Here is a 17,232-nt window from a genome sequence, read left to right as displayed (position 1 = left end):
ACGTATCGCTCCCACCACTGTCATGTCTGCAGCTCGGTGAGCGGTCGGAGTTGCCGGACGCGCCCGTCCCAGTGCACGCGGGTCGTCACGGCCGCGCCGTCGGCGAGTCGCCGGACCTCGTAGACGTCGAGCTCGGGCACCTCCGGCACACAACCCCACAGTGCGTGCCCGGTCATGACGAAGTCGATATCCTGCCGTACGAGCAGACCCATGAGTTCACCGATCGTCGGGTCGTCGATCTTGGCGAACGCGTCGTCGAGCAGCACGAGCCGCAGTGCGGTGCCGGTGTCGGGTAGGCCCGAGAGATAGCCGTCCGCCGCCGCGAACAGCGCCACGTACGACACGAATCGGGTCTCACCCTGGGATATCTTGGCGCGCGCGGAGATCCGCCTCTCCCGGTCCGGTTCGGGGCCGAGGATGGTCACCTCGACCTCGTGCCAGCGCCGGTAGTCCAGTGCCTGCGACAGGTGCTGCGCGTAGCCGGCGGACGGATCGGCGGTGTGGGCGGATTCCACCCGGCGCCGCAGCATCCCGACCAGTTCGGACGCATCCTCGGGTGACCGCTCGGTGGCGGTGAGCAGCTGCGTCAGCCGCGCCGCGTCGGCGTCCTCGCCACCGGGGCGCCACTCGATCCTCACGCCGATCCCGTGCGTCGTGCGGCTGTCGGCGAGACTGTCGTTCATCGCGGCGATCACCTGTCGTGCCCGCTCGATCCGCCGGCGCAGTTCGTCGGCCACACCGCCGAGCACGAATCCCGTGAACACGTCGTGTTCGCGTTGCGACAGTGCCCGCCGGCCGTCCTCGACCTGCCGGGTCAGGGTGGCTGAGAGACCCGCGGGCGTGGTGTCGTCACCCGCCCCGGCGATCCGGACGCGATGGGCGCCGTGCGTCACCGTGTGCTCGATGTCGAACCGGGCCGTGAGGTCGCGGTCGAACTGTTGCAGCGCGACGAGCATCGCGTTCTCGTCGACTCCCGTGCGTGGCGGCAACGTGGCCAGCAGGGTGCGGGCCACGGAGAGCACGTGATCCGGATCCTCGAGGTGGACGGGAGGCAGAACCGTCCGGGCAGAGGCGGAGTCCGACTCCGGATCCTCCTCGAGTGCGCCGCGTAGTTCGGGCAGCTGCAGGTGAGCGGCGAGCAGTTCGGCGGCCGCGGCGAGTTCGCGACGGTCGCGGTCGAGCCGTTCGCGTGCGGCAGCACATCGCTGCAGCACCTCGGCGACGGCACGGCCGAGATGGTCGCGATGGGCGACCGTGCGCCGGAACTGTTCGTCGGCGCGTGCCCGTTCGGCCTCCGAGTCACGCAGTTCCTGCGCCAGGTCGGCGGCGTCGACGTCGACAGCGGCGGTCTGGGCAGCGACCACCGCGGCCTTCGCGTGCCATTCGTAGCGGCACGATTCGGCGATCTCCTCCGAGTCGATCCGCTCGGAGGTGGCCTGCACGCACCGTTCGGCGGCATCCGTGAACCGGACGTGGGCAGCAAGGACGTCACCGAGATCGCGTGCCAGCTCGGTGCACAGTGTCTCTGCGGAGGCGCATCCGGCGACCAGCGCCTCGAGTTCCGGAACATCGCCGGGCACGCCGAAGTGCTCGCACGCTGTGCGGTGTGCGTCGAGCTCGGCGGTCCAGCGAGCACGCAGCGTCGTCGCCCGCTCGCGCAGTTCCACCGCGGTGTTCGCCGCGGACCGCACGTGCGCGTACGCGTGCCGACGTCGTTCGAGCGCGGCGCGCAGAGCATGTGAGGTCGGCGCGGTCGACAGGTGTGCGTCGATCTCCGCCCGCCGGTGCGCCGCGTCGGGATAGTCGACGCGCAGCTGTTCCACCGCCAGGTCGATCCGGATGAGTTCGGCGCGGATCTCGTCGAGACGCACCCGACGTGCCGCGGTTGCGGCCTCCCGGGCAGGACTGCCGATGCTGCGCGGGGCCTCGGCGGTGTGGCGCCCGCGCAGAACTCCGTTGTGCCAGCGGCCGTCCCGTGAGACCGAGGCCACCGCGGTGGCGTCCTCGAATCCGATCGTGTTGAGGACCGCCTCGATCGCCGGGCGCGGTACGTCGGCCTCGGGGTCGGGACGCAGGACCGTCGACAGGGGCTGCGCCGGTGGTTCACCGCGCGGCGAGACGAGGACCTGGCCGCCGAGCGCACGCAAGCGGCCCTCGCCGTCGACCGTGGCGGTGAGGAAACCCGCGGAGAGCAACGCCGCCTCGATTCCGGCGCGATCGTCGTCCCCGAGGGTGTCGACGAACTCGACCGCCCGCCACAGTGGGACACCGTCGGTGCGCACGTGCCAGGGCGCCTGTTCCGGTCCCTCGCCGATCGCGTCGAGTGCCGCCTGTTCGCGGACGAGGTCCTCGCGCGCGGTCCGCGCCTCACGTTCGCGGCGCTCGCGCTCGGCCGGGGCGCCGGCGAGGTCGCTCAGGGCGGACCGAGCGGCGGTCGTGGGCAGCGAATCCAGCTCTGCGAGTGCCGAATCGAGGTCGATGTCCTCGGAGTCCGTGTCGCCGGTGTCGGTGGGGGACGAGTCGATCAGTGCGTCGAGTCGCGTGGACAGTCGGCGCATCAGGATGACCCGATCCCGATCGAGTTCCGGCAGCAGAGCCGTCGTGCGGTCGGCGGTGATCCACTCGCGCCACCGGTGCTGCAGACCGGCGGCGGCCGCACCGACACCGGCATCCGTCTCGGCGGCCTCGACGGCACGCTGCTCGGCGTCGCGGGCCGCGCGGTCGGCCGCCGCCTCGGCTTCCCGGACCGCATGCGCGGCGGCGTCGAGTCGACGCGCCTCGAGCAGTCGCCGACCCGCCTGGTCCCGCCGGCGACGGGTCGCCTCGGCGGCACGCAGGATCGCGCCCCGGACCTCGTCGACGTGCCCGGCGTCGAGGGAGACCGTCGCGACCACCGGCCGCACCACCGGCTCGGTGGTGTCGTCGATGCCGGTGCGCACGGGCTCGAGCACAGCGGGTGGACGGTCGGCGGAGAAGTGCAGCGTGGTCGGCGCGGTGTCGTGCGGAAGACCCACCGACAGCAGGTCGCGACCTACCGTCGCAAGCCGTCTCGCGGCACGCGTGACCGAGAAGGTCAGTTCGTCGAGGAGGCGGGCCGCGTGGTCGGTGTGGCGCCGTTCCTGCATGCGGCTGCGATCGGCGGCGGCGGTTGCGTGCTCGGCGGCGCGGCGGAGCGCATCGACGGCGAGCTGGCGCTGCGCGAGATCGTCCGCGGACCGGAACATCTCGTGGGTCTCCAGTCCGCGGATCGCGCGGTCGAGTTCGGCGACCTGGTCGCGGCGCTCCTTCAGGCGGGTGTCCACGGCGGCGGCCTGCGCGTCGAGGTCGGCCGCCTCGGCTTCCGCGACGGTGAGTGCGCGTCGCGTCTCGACGACCCGCTGCGCGAGGTCGCGCGCGGTCTCGGCGCCGGCGCGCAGCAGATCCGCAGCGTACTGCCGGTACACCTCGTGGAACCGCAGCACGTGTGCGTGCGCCGCTTCGAGACGGACCTGTTCCTGGCGGGTGTCACCGAGCAGGTCGAGGCGACCTCCCGCTTCGGCGAGCATGTTCTCCGTCAGCGGTGGCAGCGCATCCGACAGGATCTGAGGGAGGCGTCCCTCGTCGATGCGGTGGCCGACATCGGGTGAGCGCAGGGTGTGCAGCAGTTGCAACAAGCCGTCGTAGCGTTCGCGTCCCGTCTGCGCGTGCAGGCCGAACACCGACTTCCGCACGGTCTCGCGATGCCGCTCCGGATCACGGGTGAGGTTGTCGGCACCGACGAGTTCGGCGAGTCGCTCCCGCGAGAGCGGGATGCGGGCGTCATCGATGAGGTGCAACTCGGTGCCGACACGCAAAGGTGTCGTGAAGAAGTGCACGTCGCTGCGACGGGCGTCGGCGCGGTGCCGGACCTGCGCCCCGACGGTGAGATGTCCGCTGGGGCGCGCCAGTTCGAGCCAGAGATAGCCGACACGGTCGGTGGTGTCCGAGGCCCCGGTACGCATGAGTTCGTCGAGATCGACCTTCGCGGCGCCCGTCGCGTCCATGCGCCTGCGGTCGGCGTCGAGCAGGAAGGGCAGCAACATCTCGAGGGCGCGGGACTTCCCCGATCCGTTGGTGCCGCGCAGGATCATCCGCCCACCGGACAGGACGAACTCGACGTCCAGGTAGTGCCACACGTTCACGATGCCGGCGCGGTGGAGACGCCAGCGATCCGGGAAACGGGGTGGAGAGTTCTCGTCGAGGGCGGACGGGTCGGACGAGTGGGTCATCGACACTTGCTTTCGGCGGGGACGGGGCGGTAGCGGGCGGCGGGTGCGGTCAGTTCGAGTCCGTTCTCGTGCGGGCGCGCCAGCCCGAGCCGGAAGAGCAGGGCGACGACGTCCCGGCGCAGGAGCGCGAAATCGCGGACATAGATGCTCTTCCAGGTGCGGGAACGCGCGGCGGCGAGATCGGCGAGAACCGAGTCGAGGGTGTGCGCGTCGACGTGCAATGTGGTCGCCGCGGAGTCGCCGAACCGTTCGGTGAGTTCGGCCAGGAGCAGCAGGCTGGCGTGCTTCAGGGTGCCCGACCCCGGGAACGCCTCGTCGGTGAGCACGCCGGCCGGGTCGTACGCGAGCGCGCCCTCGGCACGCACCTCGAGCACGAGGCCGAAGTCGTTCTCCAGCATCCGGGCGAGCTCGTGCCGGTCGCGGGCGAGGATCGTCGCCGACTCGTCGTCCAGTTCGTCGCGCGCGACGAACGGGTCCTCGACGAGCCTGCGGTACAGGCGGAGAGCGGCGGGTTCGTGCTCGTGACGTGTGAGTGCCGCTGCGGGACCGGGCATCCCATGGAGGGGAGTGTCGAGCAGCTGGGAGAGCAGGTCGCGGTGGACGTCGAGATGCGGCTCGTCGCCCCTCACCTCGTCGCCGCTCACCTCGTCCCCGTGACCGGACTCGGCGATCACGCCCCATTCCTCGAGGACGCGCAGGGCCGCAGCGAGGTTCCGCTCCTCGGACACCGGGTCGCCGAACACGATCCCGTTCTCGCGCGCATCGGCGCGCACCTGCTCGAGCAGGTCGTCGACGGACACCCTCTCGCCGGTCCCGGGTTCGAGCAGTGCCGCGCACACCAGCGCGAGACACGCGTAGGTGATCGCGCCGAACTCGGTGCCGTCGGCGTGGCGGAGCGCCCGGTGCGGTGAGGTGGGCCCGAGCGGTGCCTTGATCAGACGGGCGAAGGTCGGTTCGACGACGAGCCGGTATCCGAGGCGGTCGGCGAACATCGACTTCAGGGCCGGGGCGTGGCGCCGAACGAGGTCGAAGGTCTCCCGTTCGCTCGCGGCGGTGACGATCGGCTGTTGCAGCAGCGCCCGCGCCGCGTCCCGCCGACCGGAGACGTCCCCGGACACCGTGCTCGCGTGCGAGGTGCTCATGGCGCCGCCGCACTGTGATCGACCGATGCCGTGACCGACGTGCGCAGCCGGAAACCGTGCACGGTGAGATCGCCGTCGGGGGAGTGCACCACGGTGTCGGCGCCGGGCTCCGCCGTCAGCGACAACCCGAGATCGGGATCGTCCACCTGCACCGGACCGTCGGTGGTGAGGTGGCCCGCGAGCGCGGCGGCGAGGACGTCGAGCAGGACGTCGCGCGCCTCCGCCGACAGGTCCGCTCCGTGCAGATCGCCCGCCGCACTCAGTTCGGCGACGGCGTCGGAGCGGCGGCGCGACTCTCGCCGGGCGAGTTCGTCGGCCCGGACCCGGCCGGGCATCGAATCGGGGAGTCGGCCGACGGCCCCGAGGGACGTGTGGTCGCCGCGTTCGCGCAACGACACGGGCACGACGACGGGATCGGCCCGCCACCACGACGTGCCTGCACCCACTCGCGGGTCGGTCTCGTCGGGGCCGAGCAGCAGGTGCCGGCTCGGGAAGGCACCGAAGGTCGCGGCGAACAACCGGTGGCCCTGCTCGTCGGAGGACTCGGTGAACCACCGGGCCAGGCGCAGGAGATCTGCGCGGTGCGAGAAGCCCGGTGTGCTCGCCATGATCCGCCGAGTGCGCACGAGCAGCCGGTTCAGCGCCTCCGCCGCTGCCTCGCGCATGCGGCGCGGGCCGGCGTCCTCGGCGTACCACTGCGCCAGTTCGTCCCAGTCGGTGCGACGGCGACCGGGGGACCCGGGCACGGTGTTCGGCAGGCCGGACTCGCGCAACGCGCCGAGCAGGGAGTCCAGACGCGGCCTGATCCGGTCGAGCCTGCCGGCGACGAGAGGGGCGAGGCGCTCGACGTCCGAACCGATGACGTCGACGTAGTCGAGGAGCAGGTTCTTGGTCTCCGCGTAATCGTCGACCGCCCCGGCGCGTTCGCGATCGGATGAGTGTTCGGGACGGCCGGAGTGCTCGAGACGGCTCAGGATCTCGGCGAGGTGCGAATAGAAATCGGCGACGCTGTCGGTGAACATCCGGTGGTGCGCGAACAGGGCGGTGACGTGGGCGGCCAGCTCGTCCCGATCGGGCACGTTCCCGTCGTCCACCAGCAGCTCCTCGATGCGGGCGAGCCCGTCCGCGACACAACGGAGCGACACGCGTGCCACGCCGCGCACGTCGTCGGAGGTGGAGAGAAGCCTGCCGGTCTCGCGGTGCACCCGCAGCCCGGCCGGTGTCGGCCGGTATCGGGCACGGACCTCGGTCGAGGCGGTCTCGGGAGCGCTCCGCCGGTGGGAGCCGCCACCGTCGGTTCCGCCGCTGGTGAGTGCGAGATTGCCCCACCGGACCAGGCTGCGACACCGGGCATCGACGACCGCGATGTCGAGCGCCACCCCGCGCCGCGCACACGAGACCGCGATATCGTCGGCGGACAGATCGGCGAGCAGGAGGTCGGTGAAGCAGTCCATCACCGCGAGGTACTCGTCCGCTTCGTCGGCGACGAGATGACGGAACAGGTCGCGACCGATGTGTTCGCCCATCCGACCCCTTCTCCCGAGTGCTGACGCCGTACGGACAGACAGGCTAGCCCGGTGAACGCCGAGCGGGGCGGACGAGTTCACCGGGTGCGCGCACGGGCTGTGGAGAGGCAGGCCGGAAATCGGCAGGACACCGCGCGGATTCGTGCCGTGCCTCACTCGCGTTTATAGTTGCCCTGTGCAACACAATCGGCAGGCCCGGCGGCCGTCTACGGACGGCGTTGCCCGCGTATACGAGGAGTTCGTGCTTCTCGTGCGCTTCCTGACGTCCGGAGCACGAACGCAGGACAGCGGACTCTCGCTGGTCCAGCATTCGCTTCTCGGCTTCATCTCCCGAAATCCGGGCTGCCGCGCCACCGACATATCCGAGGTCTTCGGTGTCCACCGCTCGACCGTGTCGCGCCAACTGCGTCACGCCGTCGATGCGGGCTGGGTCGAGGCGGGGACGGGTCCGGCACGTGCCGGACATCCGCTCCGGCTCACCGACCACGGAGCGACAGTTCTCGAAGGTGCGGTCGTGCGTCGTCTCGACGACGTCCGCGCCGGCCTCGAGGGCTGGGACGAGAACGAACTCGAACGCTTCGTGGATCTCCTGCGCCGCTTCCGCGCAGGAATCGATTCCGACGACCGGACTCCCGACCAGAACGATGGAGATTGCAGTGCGTGAGTACTCGACCCCGGCCCCGTTCACCATCGGTGACGACGAATCGGTCGTCCACACGGTGTTCACCCATGCGGAGAAGACTCCGCACCGCGTGATGTACTCCCGGCCGCAGGGTGACGACTGGGTCGCGGTCACTGCGCAGCAGTTCGCCGACCAAGTGAAGGCCGTCGCAAAGGGCCTGATCGCCAACGGTGTGCAGCCCGGCGATCGTGTCGCGCTGCTCTCGGCCACCCGCTACGAGTGGTCGCTGTTCGACTACGCGATCTGGACGGCCGGCGCGGTGTCGGTACCGATCTACGACTCCTCGTCCACCGAGCAGATTCGCTGGATCCTCCAGGACTCCGGGGCCGTCCTCGCCGTCGTCGAAACCGCGCGGCACGAGAAGCTCTTCGTCGACATGCCCGACACCCTCCGTCGCATCCTGCAGATCGAGGACGGCGCGGTGAACACGCTCGCGGCCGACGGTGCCGAGGTCGACGACGCCGAGATCACCACGCGTCTGGCCGGAATCCGTTCCGGCGGCCTGGCTTCCCTCGTCTACACCTCGGGAACCACCGGGCGACCCAAGGGCTGCATGCTCACCCACCGCAACTTCCTCGCCGAGGTCCGGTCCATCCTCACCTCGGACATCGGTATCGTCGCCAAGCCCGGCAACCGCGGCCTGACCTTCCTGCCCCTCGCGCACGTGCTGGCGCGCGCGGTGTCGCTCGCGCTCTTCGAAGCAGGCACGGCGCAGGCTCACTGGGCGGACTTCTCGACCGTCTCCGCGCAGTTTGCCCGGTACTCGCCGAACATCATCCTCGGTGTGCCGCGCGTCTTCGAGAAGGTGCGTGACGCGGCAGCGGGCAAGGCGGTGGCCGGCGGACCGGTCAAAGCGGCGATCTTCGATTTCGCCGAGCGCACCGCCATCGCCTACAGCGAATCGCTCGACCACGGCGGCCCCACCTTCACGTTGAAGGCCAAGCGCGCCCTCGCCGACAAGCTGGTCTACTCCAAGCTGCGCGAGGCCATGGGCAACGAGTGCTGGTACGCGATCTCCGGCGGCGGTGCCCTGAGTGCCCGTCTCGGTCACTTCTTCCGCGGCGTCGGCGTGCCGATCTACGAGGGCTACGGCCTCACCGAGACCACGGCCGCACACAGCGTGAACACGCCCGGCGCGCAGAAGATCGGCACCGTCGGGCGTCCCATGGGCGGGAACTCGGCGCGCATCGCGGATGACGGCGAGATCGAGCTGCGCGGCATGGTCGTCTTCGACGGCTACTGGCGCAACGACGAGGCCACTGCCGGTGCCTTCCACGACGGCTGGTTCCGCACCGGCGACCTCGGCTCGCTCGACGAGGACGGCTACCTGTCCATCACCGGGCGCAAGAAGGACCTCATCATCACCGCCGGCGGCAAGAACGTCTCACCCGGGCCGCTCGAGGACCGCATGCGGTCGCACACCCTCGTCTCCCAGGCCGTCGTCGTCGGCGACGGACGCAGCTTCGTCACCGCTCTGGTGACCGTCGATCCGGACGTCTTCGAGAACTGGAAGAACGAGAACGGCAAGCCCACCGGTGCGACGATCGCCGACCTGCGCCACGACGCCACGCTGCGGGACGCGATGCAGACCATCGTGGACGACGCCAACACCCTCGTCTCGCACAGCGAGGCGATCAAGAAGTTCGCCATTCTCGACCGCGATCTCACCGAGGAGTCCGGCGAGCTCACGCCGACGCTGAAGATCAAGCGCAACGTCGTCACCGAGCATTTCGCCCACGAGATCGACGCCCTGTACGCGAAGTGATGCCCTAGGGGCGCGTACCCGAGCAGCGGCCGCCGATCCGGCATCCGGATCGGCGGCCGCAGTGTTCGTGTGGTGTCACTCCACCGGTGAGGTGTCTCCGGAGACCGCCCGGGCCAGTCGCGCGAATCCGTCGTGGTCGACGAGATCCTCGACGAGCACGACCTTGCCGCGGGCATCGGCGAGCGGAACCCGCCAGTTCGGATACTCGTCGACGGTGCCCGGCTGGTTCTGGCTGCGACGCTCGCCGGTCACATCTGCCAGCGAAACGCCCAGCAGCGCAGACGGACTCGCCGCGATCAGCCGGTGCAGCGCCTCGACCTGGCGATCGACGTCGGTCTCGCCTTCGTCGAGCAGACCCCGTTCGACCGCGAGCGCCAGAACCGAGTCGCGTTCGGCCGTCGCATCGGTGAGTTCGGCGTCGAGGTCGCCCTCGAGCAGGCCGAGCTCCGACCGCAGCCGGATGTGGTCGCCCGCAAGGTATCCCGCGGTGGGCGCGAGGTCGTGTGTGGTCACCGAGGTCAGGCACAGGGTGCGGTAGGTTTCCGGCCCGCGTGGGGAGTCCTCGTCGCGTTCGAACCACAGGATCGACGTCCCGGCGATCCCCCGCTCGGCGAGATACTCCTGCACCCACTCCTCGAAGACCCCGAGGTCCTCACCAACGACCACGGCGCCGGCGCGATGCGCCTCGAGCGCCAGGATGCCGACGAGTGCCTCGTGGTCGCTGCGGACGTACGCGCCGTCGGCGGGCGACATCCCCTCCGGTACCCACCAGGTGCGGAACAGTCCCAGGATATGATCGGCCCGGACACCACCCGCGTGCCGCAACGCCGAGCGCACCACATCGCGGAAGGGGATGTATCCCAGCTCCGCGAGACGATCCGGCCGCCACGGCGGCTGATTCCAGTTCTGGCCGTTGCGGTTGAAGTCGTCGGCGGGGGCGCCCACCGTGACGCCCGACGCCAGCGCGTCGCCCAGCGTCCAGGCGTCGGCGCCGTGCGGACCGACACCCACTGCGAGGTCGTGCAGGATTCCGATATCGGAACCTGCTGCAAGCGAAGCAGCCTGAGCGTTCGCGAGCTGCTCGTCGCACAACCACTGCAGCCGGCGGTGGAAGTCGATCCGCGAGGCCAGTCGCTCGCGCAACCGGGTGACCTTCGGGTCGTCGGGGCTCGGAGCGCGTGACGCCCACCGGTCGGCGCGGTCGCCGAACTTCTCGTACAGCGCGCACCACAGCGCGAAGTCGTCGAGCGCCTGCCCGCCCTCGGCGCAGAACGCCTCGTACCGTGCGCGGCGGGCCGGGCCGAGCGGCACCCGGTACACGCGCTCGAGGACGTCGAGTTTCGCGCGGAAGGTCGCGTCCCGGTCGAGACGCCGCGCCTTCCGGTTCGCCTTCGCCGCGCGCTGCGCGTGCTCGTCGAGTTCCTTGCGGTGTTTCGCGGGGAGGTAGGCCACCTCCGGGATATCCTCGATCCGCAGGTACAGCGGGTCGACGAAACGCCGCGACGACGGCAGGTAGGGCGACGGTTCGTGCGGGGGCACGGGCTCGGCCGCGTGCACGGGGTTGATCAGGACGAAGTCGCCGCCGTAACCGGCCGTGATCGCCGCCAGATCGGCCAGGTCGGCGAAATCACCGATGCCCCACGACCTGCGGCTGCGTACCGAATAGATCTGGGCCGCAAGGCCCCAGCGCTTCTTCTCGAGCAGTCGGTCGGCGGTCGACAACCGGCGCGGGGTCACGACCAGGACCGCGGTGGTCTCGATGTCGTTGCTGCGGGCGTGCACGACATGCCAGCCGAGGGACAGCCGCGGAACGGCGAAGGTCGCGCGGCCCACGAGCCGGCCGTCGACCGTACGCGGGTCCACCCACACGTCGAGCTGCTCGACATCGACCTCCGCCCCGTCCTCGGCGACGACCCACACCGACACCGGGTCGCCGTGCGGCACATGCACCGGGAACGTCCGGTCGTCGCCCTCGACGACCACGAGCGCGGGCGGGAGCATGCAGCGCCACGGGCGGTCGTCGAAGTCGGCGAGCGATGCCACGACCTCTTCGTCCGTCCCGGCCGGGACGTCGAGCGCGGCGAGTACGCGCCGCAATGTCTCGTCGGAGACATCGTGGTCGCGTCCCCCCCATCCCGTGTAGGTGGTGGTGATGCCGTGCTTTCCGGCCAGTTCGCGCAGCTTCGCCGAGGACGTCACGGTCCTGAATCATGCCAGCAAAACGACTCGGGGGCAGCGCGCGGAACATATGGTCGACAGGGTGACCGCTCTCGACATCGCGCACGGCGACATCACCACCATCGCGGTGGATGCGATCGTCAACGCCGCGAACTCCTCCCTGCTCGGTGGCGGGGGAGTGGACGGTGCGATCCACCGGGCCGGAGGCCCGGAGATCCTCGCGGCCTGCCGCGAACTCCGCGCGACCTCGCTACCCGACGGACTCGAACCGGGCCGTGCAGTGGCGACAACCGCGGGGCGTCTCCCGGCGCGATGGGTGATCCACACCGTGGGCCCGGTGTGGTCGGCGCACGAGGACCGATCCGGGATCCTGCGTTCGGCGTACCACAACAGTCTGCTCGTCGCGCACGATCTCGGTGCCCGTACGGTGTCGTTCCCGCTCGTCTCGGCCGGCGTCTACGGCTGGCCGCTCGACGACGCCGCCCTGCAGGCCGTCACCACCATCCGGGAGACACAGACGGGCGTGGAGACCGTCGTACTCGTCGGCCTCGACAACGCCGCTGTCGACGCGCTCCGTCGCGCCGTGTCCCGGGCGGGATCGGCTCAGGAGTAATCGCCGAAGCCGTCGAAGAGGGTCGGTTCGTCGGGGTTGTCGAACAGTGCGGGCTGCTCGGGCGCCGACTCACGGCCGGCGCTCGGCTTCGACGCGCGTGAGCCGGCCGAATCGGTGCCCTCGCCCTGTTCGAGGAACTGCAGGGCCTCCGCGAGCGAGCGGCTCGTCGCCTCCCATTCGAGTGCCCGCGCCCGTGCCTCGCGAGCACCGTCGGTGTTGAGCGCCGCCTCGCGGGTCTGCGACTCGCCGTCCCACCACACCTGCAGTTCGGTGCTGATGGTGAGGAACCGCCGCAACTGCTCGGGATTGCGATCGCCGATCGCCGCGACGGTGCTCGCGGCGACATCGGTCGCGCCGTCGAGATGGAAGTCGCGCACCGCGAGCAGGGCCACCGGCAGATCGTCCTCGGCGTCGGGTAACTGCGAGACGTCGCCCCAGGGCGGATCGGCCGCACCACCAGTCGCCCCGTCGAATCCCTGATCGCGCAGCAGCGAGCCACCGATATGGGTGGCGAACGAACTGTCGACGGTGTCGAGGAACCGAGTGATGGTCTCGAGCGATCCGAGCAGGTGCGCCGGAGCGAACGGCGCGGCCGGAACGTGGTCGACGATCGCGAGGCGGTCGTCGACCAGCACGAACTTCAGGTGCGGCCACCGGCGGTTGAGGTCGACGCAGATCTCGGCTGCCCGCGTGCGTCCGGTGATGGAATGGACGATCGGTGCGAACAGGTCGACGGTGCCGCCTCCGGGGCCGACACCGACGAACACCAGGACCCCGGCGATCCGCAGGACGAGATCGCCGTCCTCGTCCCAGGCGGGCAGATCGTCGATCCGCTCGTGCAGGGTGGATTCGATCAGTTCGCGCACGTGGTCGTCGCCGCTGGGGACGACCGCGAGCGGCACCTCCGGGGCCTGCGTGCGACCGGCCTGCGGCGTCTCGGGCACGAGGAACGAGGTGAGCTCGGCGACCGAGCGCTCCGTCCCGAATGTCTCGGCCCGCAGGAAGAGGGGATGGGGAACGCCCCACACCGAGCGCAGGGCACGCACGGCGATGACGGCGAGCTGATCGGCCCAGCTGCCCGGACGATCGATCCAGAACGCCGGGGATCCGTCGTCCTCCGGATCGTCCGGTCCGCGGGAGGGCGCCTTCAGCCCGAGTTCGAGGAGCATCTGCTCGTCGACCGGCGTGAGGTGCCGGTCGGGGGCGAGGTGGGCGTTGGACGGGACCTCGCAGCGGACGAGCCGGTCTCCCCACGCGTAGAACTGCACGCACGGCCCCGCCGGGCCGCCGGCCTCGTCGGTGAAGGGTTCGAGGACCAGGCCGTCGCCGTCGCTCATGGCCGCGACATGGTCGGCCAGGCGCGTGCGGAACTCGCGCCAGGCCGCATCGACGTCCTGGTCGAACCGGGTCTGCGCGTCGGCCATGATCGGACCCCCTTCTCTGTGCGGTCGAGCCGAGAGAAAGACTAGTCGCCGGTACCGACAGGCATTCCTCCGCTCGGTCGCACGAGCGACAGCTCGCCGGAGCGCACGGTGCGCGGTCGCCGGCGGCCCGCGCGAGCGCACGGTTCTCGGCCGCCGACGGCCCGCCGGAGTGTTCCGATCCCGGCGAGCGAAACCGTGTCGATCCGTCCGGAGATGGTCGACCATCGACGCATGATCGACGCCATCATCCGTCTCGTCCGGACGCTGCCGGCCCGCATCCCCGCAGTACAGTCGGCAGATCCGTTCGTGGAGATCGTCGCCATATCGGCCGGGGTGGCCGAATGCACCGCAGATGCCGTGGCGGACTACGCGATCCGCGTGTCGATATGACCGTCAGCGACGGGACGGAGATCGACACCGACGTCCTCGTGCTCGGCGGGGGACCGGCCGGTACCTGGGCGGCGCTCGCGGCCGCCCGGGCCGGGAGTCGCGTGGTCCTCGCCGACAAGGGCTACTGCGGGACGAGCGGCCCGACCGCGTCCGGCGGCAACAATCTCTGGTACCTGCCGCCCGGACCCGAGCGCGCCGCGGCTGTCGACCGCCGCCACATCGAAGGGGGACTGCTCTCCGATCCCGCCTGGATGCACCGGGTGCTCGACGAGACCTATCGACGCGTCGACGACCTCGCCGTCCACGGCCGTTATCCCTTCGGCGTGGACCCGGAGACCGGACGTCGCCGGGGCAGCAGCTTGCAGGGACCCGAGTACATGCGGCGGATGCGCCGCCTCGTCCACCGCGCCGGCGTGCGCATCCTGGATCAGTCGCCCGCCCTGCAGCTGCTCGTCGACACCGACGGTGCGGTGGCCGGCGCGACCGGTGTCCACCGCCGGCAGGGGTACGAGCCGTGGACGGCGCGTGCCGGTGCGGTCGTCCTCGCCACGGGAGGCTGTGCCTTCCTCTCCGGCAGCTTCGGTACCGACGTCGACACCGGCGACGGTCACCTCATGGCCGCCGAGGCCGGTGCCGAGTTCTCCGGGATGGAGTTCTCCTCGGCCTACGCGCTCGCGCCTTCCTGGAGTGGGCACACGAAGGGACTGTTCATGCAGTTCGCGACGTTCTACGACGACGCCCGTGTGCGGCTCGGCGACGACCGCGCGACCGCCATGCGGTACCTGCTCGACGGTATCCCGGTCCACGCCCGTCTCGACCGGGCACATCCCGACCACCGCGAAGCGATGCGTCGTTCCCAGCCCAACTACTTCCTGCCTCTGGACAAGGCCGGGATCGACCCGTTCACCGAGATGTACCCGGTGCGGGCGGTCCTCGAGGGAACGGTGCGCGATACCGGTGGCCTACGGATCACCGGGACGGACTGCAGCACGACGGTCCCTGGTCTGTTCGCCGCCGGCGACGTCGCCACGCGCGAGCTGATCACCGGGGGCCGCAGCGGTGGAGGCAGTCACAACGGGGCCTGGGCGATGTCGTCGGGTTCGTGGTCCGGGGCGGCCGCCGCAGAGTTCGCCCGGAACCGCGGTGTCCCGGACGTGGCGAGACCGATCGGCGGGGTCGGCCTCGAGGGTGACCCGGACCGCGCCGCGACCCGCGCGATCATCGGCCTGGTGCAGGAGCACACGCTCCCGCTCCGACGTAGTTTCCGGCGGACGGCCCGCAGTCTCGAGGACAGCATCGCCGCACTCGACGACGCGTGGACCGCGGCGCCCGTCGTGCTCGGCGGACGAGGGCGGGAGCTGGTACGAGCCCGGTCCGGTGCCGCGCTCCTCGCCGTCGCCCGGTGGGTGAGCCGCACCGCCCTCGCGCGTACGGAGACGAGGGGCATGCACGTGCGCACCGACCACCCGGACACCGACCCCGACCTGCAGTACCGCCTCGTGACGAGCGGTCTGGACCGCGTGGACGTCCGTGCCGAAGGACACCTCGTGCGACGAGGAGCGAACCGATGATCGAGGTGATCGTCGCGGAGCGGTGCATCTCGTGCGACATCTGCATCGCGGTGTGCCCGACCGACGTCTTCGAGCGTGCACCCGACGGGCTTCCCGTTGTCGCGCACCAGGAGGACTGCCAGACCTGCTTCATGTGCGAGGTCAACTGCCCCGCCGACGCTCTCTACGTCGCACCCTATTCGGCTGCGGTGAGCGAGGATTCGCCACACCGGGACGTCGATGCGCTCACGGAGTCCGGTGCGCTCGGGCGCTACCGCGCCGTCGTCGGATGGGGTCGGGGACGACGAGCCGGTGCCCGTGAGGACCGCAACGACCTGTTCACGGGCCGGGCCTGAGGGCAGCGGCACCCGGGGAGCGGGTTCACCGCAGTTCACGCACGAAGCGGCCGATCTCGGCGATCGCGCGGCCGCTCTCCGGGACGACCCCCGCCGCGGCCTGGAAGGCGTGCACCTGTTTCTCCCACACCTGGAGTTCGGCGGAGACCCCGGCGAGTTGCAGTCGCCGGGCCATCAGCTCGGCGTCGACGTAGGTCATCTCCTCGGATCCGGTCTGGATGAGTGCGGGAGGCATCTCCGACAGATCGAGATCGACGGGGGAGGGGACCGGTTCGGCGCCTTCGCCGCCGAGGCGTTCGGCGCGTTCGACGAGGGTGGACAGCACAGCGACGGCGCGTCGCGGGAAGACGGCACACCGGTGCGAGTTGGGATGGTCGAGTTTGCCCCGCGGGTCGAGATCGGTGAGCGGCGACAGTGCGACGGTGCCGGCCGGGCGGCCGATGCCGAGTCGTACGGCTTCGTGGGCGACGGCGAAGGTGAGGAAGCCGCCGGCGGAATCCCCGGCGATCACGACACGCTCGGCCGGGTGGCCGTGCGCCACGAGCCAGCGCAATCCGTCGAGGCCGTCCTCGACCGCGCGCCGGATCGGATGGCGGGGCAGCATGCGGTAACCGACGGCCAGGACCGGCGCGCCGGTGGTGGCGGAGATGCGGGAGACCAGATGGCGGTGCGTGGTGAGGCCGCAGCACAGGAACGCGCCGCCGTGCAGGTACAGGACGGCGGTGCCGTCCATACCGCCCCCGACGGCGGTGCCGTCCATACCGACTTGCGCGGCCGGGGGTGCGGCACCCGGCGCCCAGAGCAGTTCCGCGGGGCACGTCGGGAGGTCGACCCGCCGGCGGTGTGTGCCGGGCACGGGCACGAGAGGGAACGCGAGGTGGTCTATCGCCGACGCCGGCCAGGGGAGGGTCGGGGCGTACGACCATGCCTCGATGAACGGCCGCACGGTACGGCGCACCGAGAAGGACAAGGCACGGGACCGAGTGCTCACCCCCGCGAACTCGCGCGTGGTCGCGTGGTGCGTGGGCAGAGGGAGCAACTCGGTGCGGGCGACGCTCATGACCAGCACCTCCTCGGTCTGCCCGGAGTCGTGGTCGGACCCGGTCGGGGTGGCTGCACGAACTTCGGATTTACGAGGATACGCCCGTTCATCCAGGTCGCGAGGGTTTGCTGAGCAATCGTTGTGGTCCTGGTCTCAGAGTGACGATTCCGGGCGGAGGCGGGTTCTCGGCGATGTACCTTCTGTCAGGTACCGGCAGTGCAAAAAGTTTTCCGGACCTTCTACACATCCCGTACTTTTCGGGCCACACTGACTGTATGTTTCGACTGCGGCGCGCGGCCCGGCGTCGCTCCTGGGGG

The 17,232-nt window shown here is 70.6% G+C and carries 12 protein-coding genes; 6 read left to right on the top strand and 6 right to left on the bottom strand.

Annotation, left to right across the window (positions count from 1 at the left end; translation table 11 throughout):
- Positions 1–20 precede the first annotated feature (20 nt).
- The 3 genes from M3330_RS04175 to M3330_RS04165 are packed head-to-tail and all read right to left on the bottom strand — an operon-like array spanning position 21 to position 6,915.
- Entirely contained in the window at positions 21–4,247 is a 4,227-nt protein-coding gene (locus M3330_RS04175; protein WP_255027080.1) for a TIGR02680 family protein, read from the bottom strand.
- Positions 4,244–5,389 (bottom strand): TIGR02678 family protein, encoded by a 1,146-nt coding sequence (locus tag M3330_RS04170; protein ID WP_039587769.1) that lies wholly within the window; start codon positions 5,387–5,389, stop codon positions 4,244–4,246. Before M3330_RS04170 ends, M3330_RS04175 begins: the two co-directional genes overlap by 4 nt.
- Positions 5,386–6,915 (bottom strand): DUF2397 domain-containing protein, encoded by a 1,530-nt coding sequence (locus tag M3330_RS04165; protein ID WP_255027079.1) that lies wholly within the window; start codon positions 6,913–6,915, stop codon positions 5,386–5,388. The genes M3330_RS04170 and M3330_RS04165 overlap by 4 nt, the downstream gene beginning before the upstream one ends.
- 175 nt (positions 6,916–7,090) lie before the next feature.
- On the opposite strand from M3330_RS04165, the gene M3330_RS04160 reads away from it, so the two are divergent.
- The gene (locus tag M3330_RS04160; RefSeq protein ID WP_024103658.1) at positions 7,091–7,579 is read left to right on the top strand and encodes a MarR family winged helix-turn-helix transcriptional regulator; all 489 of its coding nucleotides are present in this window, start codon (positions 7,091–7,093) and stop codon (positions 7,577–7,579) included.
- Complete coding sequence (locus M3330_RS04155; protein ID WP_019288924.1) at positions 7,572–9,362, top strand: long-chain fatty acid--CoA ligase; 1,791 nt, start codon at positions 7,572–7,574, stop codon at positions 9,360–9,362. Before M3330_RS04160 ends, M3330_RS04155 begins: the two co-directional genes overlap by 8 nt.
- A 75-nt stretch (positions 9,363–9,437) precedes the next feature.
- Here the strand turns inward: M3330_RS04155 and malQ are convergent, their stop codons facing one another.
- Positions 9,438–11,561, bottom strand: a complete 2,124-nt coding sequence (gene malQ, locus M3330_RS04150) for a 4-alpha-glucanotransferase (RefSeq protein ID WP_255027078.1) — start codon at positions 11,559–11,561, stop codon at positions 9,438–9,440.
- A gap of 61 nt (positions 11,562–11,622) precedes the next feature.
- On the opposite strand from malQ, the gene M3330_RS04145 reads away from it, so the two are divergent.
- Positions 11,623–12,153, top strand: a complete 531-nt coding sequence (locus tag M3330_RS04145; RefSeq protein ID WP_019288926.1) for an O-acetyl-ADP-ribose deacetylase — start codon at positions 11,623–11,625, stop codon at positions 12,151–12,153.
- On the opposite strand, the gene M3330_RS04140 is transcribed toward M3330_RS04145, so the two are convergent.
- On the bottom strand, positions 12,144–13,577 hold the full coding sequence (locus M3330_RS04140; RefSeq protein ID WP_006552899.1) for a hypothetical protein: 1,434 nt from the start codon (positions 13,575–13,577) through the stop codon (positions 12,144–12,146). The genes M3330_RS04145 and M3330_RS04140 overlap by 10 nt on opposite strands.
- A 231-nt stretch (positions 13,578–13,808) precedes the next feature.
- Here M3330_RS04140 and M3330_RS04135 point away from each other — a divergent pair, with 231 nt between their 5' ends.
- Genes M3330_RS04135 through M3330_RS04125 form a run of 3 tightly spaced genes read left to right on the top strand, consistent with a single transcriptional unit; the run spans position 13,809 to position 15,873 of the window.
- Positions 13,809–13,967 (top strand): hypothetical protein, encoded by a 159-nt coding sequence (locus M3330_RS04135; RefSeq protein ID WP_019288929.1) that lies wholly within the window; start codon positions 13,809–13,811, stop codon positions 13,965–13,967.
- A complete protein-coding gene (locus M3330_RS04130; protein ID WP_255027077.1) occupies positions 13,964–15,538 on the top strand; it encodes an FAD-binding protein in 1,575 nt (524 codons plus the stop codon). Before M3330_RS04135 ends, M3330_RS04130 begins: the two co-directional genes overlap by 4 nt.
- The gene (locus M3330_RS04125; RefSeq protein WP_006552903.1) at positions 15,535–15,873 is read left to right on the top strand and encodes a ferredoxin family protein; all 339 of its coding nucleotides are present in this window, start codon (positions 15,535–15,537) and stop codon (positions 15,871–15,873) included. Before M3330_RS04130 ends, M3330_RS04125 begins: the two co-directional genes overlap by 4 nt.
- A gap of 25 nt (positions 15,874–15,898) precedes the next feature.
- Here M3330_RS04125 and M3330_RS04120 read toward each other — a convergent pair whose 3' ends face one another.
- Positions 15,899–16,933, bottom strand: coding sequence for an alpha/beta hydrolase (locus tag M3330_RS04120; RefSeq protein WP_255027076.1), 1,035 nt, complete (start codon positions 16,931–16,933; stop codon positions 15,899–15,901).
- Between the last annotated feature and the right edge of the window lie 299 nt (positions 16,934–17,232).

The sequence above is a fragment of the Rhodococcus sp. GA1 genome (assembly GCF_024321955.1).
GTDB lineage: Bacteria > Actinomycetota > Actinomycetes > Mycobacteriales > Mycobacteriaceae > Rhodococcus > Rhodococcus pyridinivorans.
Note: the sequence above shows the minus strand (reverse complement) of the source record. Positions and strands in the feature narration are given on the sequence as shown.